Annotated in this window: 9 protein-coding genes; 8 read left to right on the plus strand and 1 reads right to left on the minus strand. The window is 61.5% G+C overall.

The features are described 5' to 3' along the window. Window position 1: 1 nt before the first annotated feature. A complete protein-coding gene (gene treR, locus BLO97_RS26850; protein WP_092143871.1) occupies window positions 2-706 on the minus strand; it encodes a trehalose operon repressor in 705 nt (234 codons plus the stop codon). 243 nt (window positions 707-949) lie between these two features. Between treR and treP the strand changes: the two genes are divergently transcribed. From treP to tadA, 8 genes are all read left to right on the plus strand, one after another. Next, the gene (gene treP, locus BLO97_RS26855; RefSeq protein ID WP_092143874.1) at window positions 950-2,392 is read left to right on the plus strand and encodes a PTS system trehalose-specific EIIBC component; all 1,443 of its coding nucleotides are present in this window, start codon (window positions 950-952) and stop codon (window positions 2,390-2,392) included. A gap of 73 nt (window positions 2,393-2,465) precedes the next feature. Continuing rightward, entirely contained in the window at window positions 2,466-4,109 is a 1,644-nt protein-coding gene (treC, locus tag BLO97_RS26860) for an alpha,alpha-phosphotrehalase (protein ID WP_092223313.1), read from the plus strand. 142 nt (window positions 4,110-4,251) lie between these two features. Further along, window positions 4,252-5,475 carry a maltoporin gene (locus BLO97_RS26865; RefSeq protein WP_092223311.1) on the plus strand — a complete coding sequence of 408 codons (1,224 nt, stop codon included), beginning with the start codon at window positions 4,252-4,254 and terminating at the stop codon, window positions 5,473-5,475. Between the two features lie 71 nt (window positions 5,476-5,546). Then, on the plus strand, window positions 5,547-8,081 hold the full coding sequence (ptsP, locus tag BLO97_RS26870) for a phosphoenolpyruvate--protein phosphotransferase (RefSeq protein ID WP_092223309.1): 2,535 nt from the start codon (window positions 5,547-5,549) through the stop codon (window positions 8,079-8,081). 2 nt (window positions 8,082-8,083) lie between these two features. After that, window positions 8,084-8,371: a PTS sugar transporter subunit IIB gene (locus BLO97_RS26875; RefSeq protein ID WP_092143886.1), complete on the plus strand. Its 288-nt coding sequence runs from the start codon at window positions 8,084-8,086 to the stop codon at window positions 8,369-8,371. Window positions 8,372-8,475: 104 nt separating this feature from the next. Further along, window positions 8,476-8,868 carry a DUF6632 domain-containing protein gene (locus tag BLO97_RS26880; protein WP_092143889.1) on the plus strand — a complete coding sequence of 131 codons (393 nt, stop codon included), beginning with the start codon at window positions 8,476-8,478 and terminating at the stop codon, window positions 8,866-8,868. Between the two features lie 196 nt (window positions 8,869-9,064). Further along, window positions 9,065-10,441, plus strand: coding sequence for a multicopper oxidase family protein (locus BLO97_RS26885; protein ID WP_092223306.1), 1,377 nt, complete (start codon window positions 9,065-9,067; stop codon window positions 10,439-10,441). Further along, complete coding sequence (gene tadA / locus BLO97_RS26890) at window positions 10,441-10,938, plus strand: tRNA adenosine(34) deaminase TadA (RefSeq protein ID WP_092223304.1); 498 nt, start codon at window positions 10,441-10,443, stop codon at window positions 10,936-10,938. Before BLO97_RS26885 ends, tadA begins: the two co-directional genes overlap by 1 nt. Window positions 10,939-11,018: the final 80 nt, after the last annotated feature.

Genomic DNA, 11,018 nt, shown 5'->3' on the forward strand with positions numbered 1-11,018 from the left:
TTCAGCGCCGCGCCACGTCCGAAAAATAAAACTTATCCAGGGTATGCCGCGATTCGGTGTACTCGAACTGTCGGCCGTCCTGGAGAAAGGTCTGGTTGCTGACCACGATGACGTGGCTCTGGCCGTCGAGGTCCAGGTGTTGCTGGTCGTCCTTGCCGCAGCGAATCGCTTCGATGGTGCGCTGGGCATAGGCGATTTGCAGCTGCAGGGTCTGTTCGATGAAGGCGTAGATCGAGCGCTCGGCGATGTCGCGGGTCAGGCCGGGGATCACGTCGCTGACGAAATGGTTGATGTCCAGGATCACCCGTTTGCCGTCGATTCGCCGTACCCGCTTGATGCGCGTCACCTGGCTGCCGGCGGGTGCCTTGATGTGCTCGAGCAGGGCGCCTTCCAACGGCAGTTGAGTGAACTCGACCACATCAGTGCTGACATCGTCGCCCAGGCGCGGGTAGGTCTCCTGGAAGCTGACGATGCCGCCGAGCTGGAATTCGATGGGGGAGGTCGACAGCACGAAGGTGCCCTTGCCATGGATCTTCTGGGCAAAACCACGTTCCTGAAGCTGTTCGATCGCCTTGCGCACGGTGCCGCGACTGGCCTGGTAGCTGTCCATCAGTTCGGTTTCCGAAGGCAAGCGGGCGCCACGCTCCAGGCGTTCGGTGGTAATGCTGGTCAGCAGATCGTTGTAGATCCGGTTGTATTTACTCATGGAGAGGGCTCTGTACCGCGCTGTTCACCGGGGCGGAACCTTAAGGGCCAAGTGGGGGATTTGTCCATTCGACTGTCATTATTTGATGAGAGGAGCGTAGGACGTTTCCCGTTTTGTCATGGGTATCATAAACAATTTCAAAACTCGTCTGTACGAGTTGTTGATTTAACTCGTACAGACGAGTACTTTCGCTTCCACGTGCTGTCGACTCTCAATAACAAGAATGACGCGGAAGAAAAAAGCATGAGCCACGATTACTCCAAAATCGCCAGTGAGCTGCTGCAAAGCCTCGGTGGCGTCGACAATATCGAGCAGGCCGCCCATTGCGTGACGCGCCTGCGCCTGTCCCTCAAGGATGCCGCCCGGGTGAACAGCGCCACGCTGAACCAGATTGATCTGGTCAAGGGATCGTTTTTTACCGGTGGGCTGTTTCAGGTGGTCATCGGGCCGGGCGAAGTGGAAAAGGTCTACGCCGCCCTGCGGGAGCTGACGGGCCTGGCCGCCGCGACCATTGCCGACGTCAAGCGCCAGGGCGCGCAGAAGGGCAACGGCATGCAGCGCCTGGTACGGGTGCTTTCCGACGTGTTCATGCCGATCCTGCCCGCCTTGGTGATCGCCGGTCTGTTGATGGGCGTCAACAACCTGCTGGGGGCCAAGGGCATGTTCATTGCCGGCCAGACGTTGCTCGATGCGTATCCCAACCTGGACGGTGTCTGGAGCCTGATCAACCTGATGGCCAACACCTCCTTCGTCTTTCTTCCGGCCCTGGTAGGTTGGTCGGCGGCCAAGCGTTTTGGCGGCAGTGAAATCCTCGGCATCGTGCTGGGCCTGATGCTGGTCCACCCGGACCTGCTCAACGCCTGGAACTACGGCAAGGCCGTGGCGGGGCTGGACGGCCAGAGCCTGCCCTATTTCGATATCTTCGGCTGGTTCCGGATCGAAAAAGTCGGCTATCAGGGGCAGATCCTGCCGATCCTGCTGGCGGCCTATGTCATGAGCGTGATCGAGAAATGGTTGCGTGCCAGGGTGCCCAATGCGATCCAACTGCTGGTGATACCCATCACCACCATCGTGGTCACCGGAGTGCTGGCCCTCGCCATCATCGGTCCGGTCACCCGGCACCTGGGGATCCTGATCACCGAGGGTATGGTGGCGCTGTTCGACCTGGCGCCGGTGATCGGCGGGGCGATCTTTGGCCTTCTCTATGCGCCGCTGGTGGTCACCGGCATGCACCACATGTTCCTGGCAGTGGACCTTCAGTTGATCTCGACCCAGGGCGGGACCTTTATCTGGCCGATGATCGTCATGTCCAACCTGGCCCAGGGCAGTGCGGCGCTGGCGGTGTTCTACATGACCCGCAATGCCCGGGACAAGAGCATGGCGTCCACCTCGGCGATTTCCGCTTACTTCGGCATCACGGAGCCGGCGATGTTCGGGGTCAACCTGCGTTACAAGTTCCCCTTTTATTGCGCCCTGGCCGGCTCGGCCCTGGGCTGTATTTTCCTCTCGTTGAACAAGATCAAGGCCTCGGCCATTGGCGTGGGAGGCTTGCCGGGTTTCATCTCGATCGTTCCCGACGCCATACCCATGTTCGTGATCGGCATGGCCATCGCCATGAGCGTGCCCTTTGCCCTGACCTGTGCATTGAGCATGAAGATCGTCCGGCCGGGGTATCGCGTCGCCTGACACTCGTGGGATCCGGGCTGGCCCGCGATGAGGCCTCCCGGTTCGGTACCCAACAGACTGAAGGAATCTCGCCATGCAAGACTGGCAACGTTCAGTGATCTACCAGATTTATCCGAAGAGTTTCTACAGCCATGGTGGCCAGGCCACCGGCGATTTGCTGGGCGTCGTGGACAAGCTCGACTACCTGCACTGGCTGGGTGTGGATTACCTGTGGCTCACCCCGTTCCTGCGTTCGCCGCAACGGGACAATGGCTACGACATCAGCGATTACTACGCCATTGACCCCAGCTACGGCACCATGGCCGATTGTGAATTGCTGATCGCCGAAGCCCACAGGCGCGGTATCAAGCTGATGCTCGATATCGTGGTCAACCACACCTCTATCGAGCATCCCTGGTTCCAGGCCGCTCGCAGCAGCCTCGACAACCCGTATCGCGATTTCTACGTCTGGCGCGACCAGCCCAACAGTTGGGAATCCAAATTCGGTGGTTCTGCCTGGGAGTACGAAGCACAGACCGGCCAGTATTACCTGCACCTGTTCGACCACACCCAGGCCGATCTGAACTGGGACAACCCTCAGGTGCGCGCCGAAGTGTTCAAGATGATGCGCTTCTGGCGGGACAAGGGGGTGGGGGGCTTCCGTCTCGATGTGATCAACTTGATCTCCAAGCCGGCCGACTTTCCTGACGATCACACCGATGGCCGACGTTTCTATACCGATGGCCCCAACGTACACCGCTATCTGCAGGAAATGCATCGGGAAGTCTTCGAAGGTTTCGACCTGATCAACGTTGGCGAGATGTCGTCCACCAGCCTTGAACACTGCGTTCGCTATTCGTGCCCGGACTCACGGGAGTTGTCGATGACTTTCAATTTCCATCACTTGAAGGTGGATTATCCGAACCTGCAGAAGTGGGTGCGGGCCGACTTCGACTTTTTCCAGCTCAAGCGCATCCTGTCCGACTGGCAGACCGGCATGCAGGCCGGTGGCGGCTGGAACGCACTGTTCTGGTGTAACCATGATCAGCCGCGGGTGGTGTCGCGCTTCGGGCATGACGGAGAATATCGGGTGGTCTCGGCGAAGATGCTCGCCACTGCGCTGCACTTTCTGCAGGGCACGCCTTTCGTGTACCAGGGCGAGGAGCTGGGGATGACCAATCCGGGCTTCGATCACATCGATCAATACCGCGATGTGGAAACCCTGAACATCTATCGCCTCAAGCGCAACGCCGGCATGCCTGAAGCCGAGGCCATGGGGCCGATCATGCAAAAGTCCCGTGACAACGGGCGTACGCCGATGCAATGGAATGCCGGGCCGAACGCGGGTTTCAGCCGTGCCGAACCCTGGATCGACGTACCCGCCAACGCGACCTTCATCAATGTCGAGCAGCAACTGCAAGACCCGACCTCGGTACTGCATTACTACCGTCGCTTGATTGCCCTGCGTCGCAGCGAGGCCTTGATCCAGGACGGGGTCTATCGCCTGCTGCTGCCCGAGCATCCCCAGGTGTGGGCGTACCTGCGCGAAGGGCAGGGCGAGCGCCTGCTGGTGGTCAGCCACTTTTACGGTGGCGACTGCGAAGTCCAGTTGCCGGAAGGAATTCTCTGCGCCGACACGAAGCAACGATGGGTGATCGGCAACTACGACCGCCAACACCGTGAGCGACGATTGTTCCTACGCCCCTACGAGTCGTTCGTGCTGCACCTGAGCGACTGAACAAACGTCATTTCTGACCCAGGCATCGCCTGATAGCGACCACGTTGCGCTCGACGCACCGTGTGCCTTTTGTCGCCCATTCGCTGGCAGGCGAAGGGAGATTGAAGTGCATCAAAAAACAATAAAAAAGAAGGAGCGGCATATGAAAACAACAATAAATCGTGGTCTTGCAGTGTCTTGTATTTGCCTGGCATTGCCATTCCCCGCCCAGGCGCTGGAGTTCTCCGGCTACCTGCGCAGTGGCGTCGGCAGTGCCACCAATGGCCGCTCCCAATCCTGTTTCCAGTTGCCCGGGGCGCAAAGCAAATATCGATTGGGCAACGAGTGCGAACAATATGGCGAACTGGAGCTGCGCCAGGACCTTTTCACCCTCGACGACGGTTCGGTGCTGAGCGTGGATGGCATGGCTTCGTTGTATAACCGCTACGACCGCACGCCGACCTTCCAGGGCGAAAACGGCGCGGCGCGGATGCCGCAGATGTATGCCCAGTGGTCGAACATGCCCAGCCTGAACGGAGGCTCGCTATGGGCCGGTCGGCGTTACTACAAGCGTAACGACATCCATATTTCCGATTTCTACTACTGGAACCAGAGCGCCACTGGGGCCGGAATCGAGGATGTGTTGATCGGCGGGCTGAAATACAGCTACGCCTTTTCGCGCAAGGACAACCTGTACCAGAAAGACCCGGTCAACCGGCATGACTTCAACGTGGGCGGCTTCGATACCAACCCCGGTGGCGAGCTGGAGTTCGGGGTGAGTCTCATCGACCGGGCGAGCCGGCGCGATGCCCATCGCGGTTGGGCCTTGACCGCCCAGCATGTGCAGCAGGACTTCCTTGGCGGCAAGAATAAACTGGCCTTGCAATATGGGGAGGGGCCCGGCACCGGACTGGGTTATACCGGCGATACCGGACTGGACGACAGCAACAAGAGCTATCGTCTGGTGGAGTTTTTCGATTGGCAGATCACGCCGCGTTTCGGCGGGCAAGTACAGGCGGTGTACCAGAAAGACATTCGTCCTGACGGCGTCGATCAGGACTGGCTGTCGTTGGGGGTTCGCCCGGCCTACGCCATCACCGATCAGTTCAAGTTGGTGACCGAACTGGGCCATGACCAAGTGCAGGCCAGCGATGGAACACGCAAGCTGAGCAAATTCACCTTTGCCCCTACCTGGTCGCCCAAGGGCCCGGAATTCTGGGCTCGCCCGGAAATACGACTGTATTACACCTACGCCAGCTGGAACGCGGCGGCCCAGCGCGCAGCCAATGAACTGGCGGCCGGTTCGGCGCTGTCCGAAACCGGTGCATTTGGCGGTACGCGGCATGGTTCCAACGTGGGCGTGCAGGTCGAGTACTGGTGGAAATGACCCGTGTGGCGCGGGTCAGTGAACGCGCTCTGCCCGCGATGCGAAAAGAACAGACAGCAGCAGGTGAAGTCATGAACACAACGCAACCTTTGCAATTGCTCGCACCATTGTCCGGGGTCTTGATGCCCTTGGAAAACGTGCCTGATCCGGTCTTTTCCAACCGTGTCGTGGGGGACGGAATCTGTATCGATCCGACTTCGCAGACCCTTTGTGCGCCGCTCTCCGGTGTCGTCGGCACGCTCCAGGACAGCGCCCATGCAGTGAGTGTCACCAGTGACAACGGTGTTCAGGTGTTGATGCACATCGGCCTGGACACGGTGAACCTGGCGGGCAAGGGCTTTACTTCCCGAGTAGAAATAGGTCAACGAGTCGAGGCCGGGCAACCGCTGATCGATTTCGATGCCGACTACATCGCCTTGCACGCGCGCAGTCTGTTGACGTTGATGCTGGTGGTCACTGGCGAAGACTTCAGCCTGATACCGGCCCAGTCGTCCTATGTGGAAAGCGGTCAGCCGCTGCTGCAGGTGAGTCAAGGAACGCAAGGGCAGGACGCGCAGACGCAACAGGGCTCGGTGCTGTTTTCCAAGCCACTGATCCTGCCGAATGACAGCGGTCTGCATGCGCGTCCCGCTGCGGTGTTCGCCCAGGCGGCAAAAGGCTTTGATGCGAACATCTGCCTGCACAAGCAGCAGGCCAGCGCCAACGGCAAATCCCTGGTGGCGATCATGGCGTTGCAGACGGTCAAGGGCGACAGTTTGCAGCTCAGTGCCGCCGGTCCACAGGCCGAACAGGCGCTCGAGGCGTTGACGCAACTGTTGCTGGCGGGCTGCGGCGAATCCGTCGAGGCGCAGCCGACGCCAGAAGTGCCCATGTGCGTCGAATCGCCCACGCCTGAGCGCTGGCAAGGCGTGTGTGCCTCGCCGGGCTCGGTGTCGGGTGTGGTGGTGCAGGTCGCGACCCAGGCGTTGGACGTGCAAACGTCGGGCGCAGGAATCGAGACCGAGCAGGTGCTCCTGGAGCAGGCGTTGAACCAGGCCAACCAGGCATTGAAGGCGCTGCAGAACGAGTGTGCGGGCAGCGTTCAGGCGCAGATTTTCAGCGCCCATCAGGAACTGCTGGAAGACCCCACCTTGCTGGAGCAGGCTCGGGATCTGATCGTCGAAGGCAAGAGCGCGGCCTTTGCCTGGAAAACCGCGACCGAGGCGACCGCCACGCAGTTCCAGCAATCGGGCAATGCCTTGCTGGCCGAGCGCGCGATGGATCTGGCCGATGTCGGGCATCGGGTCCTCAAGCTGATCCTCGGCGTGCAGGAGCACACCTGGGACCTGCCCGAGCAGTCGATCCTGGTGGCCGCGCAACTGACGCCGTCCCAGACCGCGAGCCTGGACACCACCCGAATCGCCGGTTTCGTCACGGTGGGTGGCGGTGCTACCAGCCATGTGGCGATCCTGGCCCGTGCGCTGGGCCTGCCGTCGTTGTGTGGCGTGCCTGAGCAGGCATTGACCATTGCCAACGGCACCCCGGTGTTGCTGGATGCCGACAGCGGCGAACTGCATTTGAATCCAGACCCGGCGCGGATCGAGCAACTCCAGGCCTCCCGTGACCGACAGTTGCGACGGCAGCGGCGTGACCTCGAACAATCGGCCCTCGCGGCCCGTACCCTTGATGGTCATCGAGTCGAGATCACCGCCAATGTCGGCTCGCTTCGGGACGTGGAGCAGGCCATGACCCTGGGGGGCGAAGGGGTGGGGCTGTTGCGCTCCGAACTGCTTTACCTGGATCGCGCGCACCCACCTGGCCATGACGAGCAAGCGGCCTTGTACAGTGCCGTCGCCCGGGCCCTGGGGGTTGAGCGAAATCTGGTGGTGCGTACCCTGGACGTGGGCGGAGACAAGCCGCTGGCCTATGTGCCGATGGCCCACGAGGCCAATCCGTTCCTGGGCATGCGTGGTATTCGCCTGTGCCTGGAGCGACCGCAGTTATTGCGTGAACAGTTCCGGGCAATCCTCGCCTGTTCGGGGCTGACGCGGCTGCACATCATGCTGCCAATGGTCACGCAGTTGTCGGAATTGCGGCTGGCGCGGCAGATGTTGGACGAAGAGGTGCGCAACCTGGGCCTGTCGCAAGCGCCGAAGCTGGGCATCATGATCGAAGTCCCGGCGGCGGCCCTGATGGCCGACCTGTTTGCTCCCGAAGTGGATTTCTTCTCCATCGGGACCAACGACTTGACCCAGTACACCCTGGCCATGGACCGCGACCACCCGCGCTTGGCCAGCCAGGCCGATGGACTGCATCCGTCGGTATTGCGCCTGATCGCCCGGACAGTCGAGGCCGCTCACGCCCATGGCAAATGGGTCGGAGTATGTGGCGCGCTGGCATCGGAAACCTTGGCGGTACCGGTGTTGCTGGGGCTGGGCGTGGATGAGCTATCGGTCAGCGTGCCGCTGATTCCGGCCATCAAGGCCTGCGTGCGTGAATGGGATCTGAGTGAATGCCGCACGCTGGCCCAACAGGCCTTGGCCCAGGAAAGCGCCGAGCAGGTGCGCGACCTCTTGCGCAGACATTTATCCACGGCCAGTTCGGCCACCCTGGTCATGGAGCATTGAACATGTTCGACAAACTGCAACAGGCATTCTGGAAAGCCCTGACCCCGGACCTGGTACCGGAAGAGCCCAGGCCAGCGGCAGCGGTTGATGAACTGTCACCGGCCATCGTCGCCGCGCTGGGTGGCGCGGATAACCTCAAGCACCATCAACCCGTAGCGCTGACGCGGCTGCGGGTGGAGTTGCGGGATGTGGCCCGGATCGACCGGACGGGGCTGAGCGCGGCCGGGGTGGCCGGGGTGATGACACTGGAGAACGGCGTGGTGCATCTGATTACGGGCTTGCCGGCCTGAACCGCCAGATGTCTGAAGGTATCGGTTGACGGGGTATACACCGGGGAGCGTTCTATACTCACGGGCATCCAGTTACGGCAACCCGCCGCAATAAGGAGCCCGCCATGAACGACACCCAGCGGCTCGCCGCCTTGCGCATCGTCTTGATTGTGGTCGGTCTGATCGCCATCTTCGCGATCGGGCCGCTGATGCTCCTGTGGCCGTCCGGCTGGACGTGGCACAGCGGCCATTCCCAGTACCCGCTGATGATCGTCGGCATCTACGCGACACTCGGTGTGTTCTTGCTGATGGCGTCGCGCGATCCGATGAAACATTTGAGCCTGATCTGGTTCACCGTGTGGTCGAGCGTCGTGCACGGCGCGATCATGGCCGTGCAGTCCTTCGGCGTCGATATGGACGGGACGAGCCACGTTGGCCATCTGCTGGGCGACGTGCCCGCGTTGTTCATTGTTGCGGCGGCGTTGGCTTTCTTCACGCCGCGGCGCAGCAATGCGTAACCCGCGAATGAATTGATCCTGCCGATAAGCTCTGCTTCGATGTGCACGAAAAATGCCCTGTGGATAACTTTCCCCAGGGCATTTTCATTTTGTTTTTTTCATTTTCGCTGGCCTTACCGTTTCTCATCTGCGGGTGTATCGTATTCGCCTTTTGCGGACCCACCGGTTCGCGCGGATTCAATAGGTGGTTGCGTTCATGTCCTTTACCCGTCGCCAAATACTCGGTGGCCTGGCCGGTCTTGTTGTCGTTGGCGTAGGCGCGGGGGGCGCATCGCGGTATTGGCTGGGCAAGCGCGCCGATGCCGAGGCTGGTCACGACTATGAACTGATCGCCGCACCGCTGGACGTGGAACTGGTGGCCGGGCACAAGACCCAGGCCTGGGCGTTTGGCCCCTCGGCGCCGGGCACCGAACTGCGGGTGCGCCAGGGCGAGTGGTTGCGGGTGCGCTTCATCAATCACCTGCCGGTCGCCACCACCATTCACTGGCACGGTATTCGTTTGCCGCTGGAGATGGACGGCGTGCCGTATGTCTCGCAACTGCCGGTGCTGCCGGGCGAGTATTTCGACTACAAATTCCGCGTGCCGGACGCCGGCAGTTACTGGTATCACCCCCACGTCAACAGCAGCGAAGAGCTCGGGCGTGGGCTGGTGGGACCATTGATCATCGAAGAGCGTGAGCCGACTGGCTTCAAGTATGAACAGACCCTGAGCCTCAAGAGCTGGCATGTGGACGAACAAGGTCAGTTCGTGGAGTTCAGTATTCCCCGTGAGGCGGCGCGTGGCGGCACGGCCGGGCGGCTGGCGACCATCAACGGTGTGCCGCAGGCGGTGATCGACCTGCCGGCCGGGCAGATCACCCGGGTGCGTTTGCTCAACCTCGACAACACCCTGACTTACCGTATCAACATCCCAGGCGTTGAAGCGCAGATCTATGCGTTGGACGGCAACCCCATCGAACCGCGCCCGCTGGGCAAGGAATACTGGCTTGGCCCGGGCATGCGCATTTGCCTGGCGATCAAGGCGCCGCCGGCGGGCGAAGAATTGTCGTTGCGCAACGGCCCGGTGCGCCTGGGGACCCTGCGCTCGGTGCCTAACAGTGACGCCCCGAGCCAATGGCCGCCGGCGCTGCCGCCCAACCCGGTGTCCGAGCCGGACCTGGCCAATGCCGAGAAACTCAACTTCAATTTCGAATGGGTCGGTTCGGTGTCGGTCAACGTCGACAACGGCAAGCCGCCGAGCCTGTGGCAGATCAACGGCAAGGCCTGGGACATCACCGACAAGACCTGCGCCGACCGGCCGATCGCCACGCTGAAAAAAGGCCAGAGCTACATTTTCGAATTGAAGAACATGACCCAGTACCAGCACCCGATCCATTTGCACGGCATGAGCTTCAAGGTGATCGCGTCGAACCGCCACAAAGTCGTGCCGTACTTCACCGACACCTACCTGCTGGGCAAGAACGAGCGGGCGCAGGTGGCGCTGGTGGCGGATAATCCAGGCGTGTGGATGTTCCACTGCCATGTGATCGACCACATGGAAACCGGCCTGATGGCCGCCATCGAGGTGGCGTGATGCGTCAGATTCGTCCCGCCAAAATCATCGACCGTAGCCGCGACCAGGACTTCATGCGCGAAGCCCTGGCCCTTGCCGCACAAGGCGCCGCCCTGGGCGAAGTGCCCGTGGGCGCGGTGCTGGTGCAGGACGGTGAGATCATCGGACGCGGTTTCAACTGCCCGATCAGTGGCCACGACCCCAGTGCCCACGCGGAAATGGTCGCCATCCGCGCCGCCGCCCAGGCGGTGAGCAACTATCGCCTGCCCGGCAGCACGCTGTATGTGACGCTGGAACCCTGCAGCATGTGCGCTGGCCTCATCGTCCATTCGCGTATCGCCCGGGTCGTCTACGGCGCCCTGGAGCCCAAGGCTGGCATCGTACAGAGCCAGGGGCAGTTCTTCAGCCAGGGTTTCCTGAACCATCGGGTGATGTTCGAGGGCGGGGTGTTGGCCGAGGAGTGCAGCGCGGTGTTGAGCGAGTTCTTCAAGGCCCGAAGAGCCAAATCGCAAGATTGAACACACAACCCCGTGGCGAGGGAGCTTGCTCCCGCTGGGCCGCGAAGCGGCCCTAGAACCCGGCGACGCGGTGGATCAGG

Source organism: Pseudomonas sp. NFACC05-1 (genome assembly GCF_900100135.1).
In the GTDB taxonomy this organism is placed as follows: domain Bacteria; phylum Pseudomonadota; class Gammaproteobacteria; order Pseudomonadales; family Pseudomonadaceae; genus Aquipseudomonas; species Aquipseudomonas fluorescens_Q.

What these genes read in the sequence shown, in the direction of transcription:
- treR (WP_092143871.1), bottom strand. Translation starts at nt 706, where the DNA reads ATGAGTAAATACAACCGGATCTACAACGATCTGCTGACCAGCATTACC.
- treP (WP_092143874.1), top strand. Translation starts at nt 950, where the DNA reads ATGAGCCACGATTACTCCAAAATCGCCAGTGAGCTGCTGCAAAGCCTC.
- treC (WP_092223313.1), top strand. Translation starts at nt 2,466, where the DNA reads ATGCAAGACTGGCAACGTTCAGTGATCTACCAGATTTATCCGAAGAGT.
- BLO97_RS26865 (WP_092223311.1), top strand. Translation starts at nt 4,252, where the DNA reads ATGAAAACAACAATAAATCGTGGTCTTGCAGTGTCTTGTATTTGCCTG.
- ptsP (WP_092223309.1), top strand. Translation starts at nt 5,547, where the DNA reads ATGAACACAACGCAACCTTTGCAATTGCTCGCACCATTGTCCGGGGTC.
- BLO97_RS26875 (WP_092143886.1), top strand. Translation starts at nt 8,084, where the DNA reads ATGTTCGACAAACTGCAACAGGCATTCTGGAAAGCCCTGACCCCGGAC.
- BLO97_RS26880 (WP_092143889.1), top strand. Translation starts at nt 8,476, where the DNA reads ATGAACGACACCCAGCGGCTCGCCGCCTTGCGCATCGTCTTGATTGTG.
- BLO97_RS26885 (WP_092223306.1), top strand. Translation starts at nt 9,065, where the DNA reads ATGTCCTTTACCCGTCGCCAAATACTCGGTGGCCTGGCCGGTCTTGTT.
- tadA (WP_092223304.1), top strand. Translation starts at nt 10,441, where the DNA reads ATGCGTCAGATTCGTCCCGCCAAAATCATCGACCGTAGCCGCGACCAG.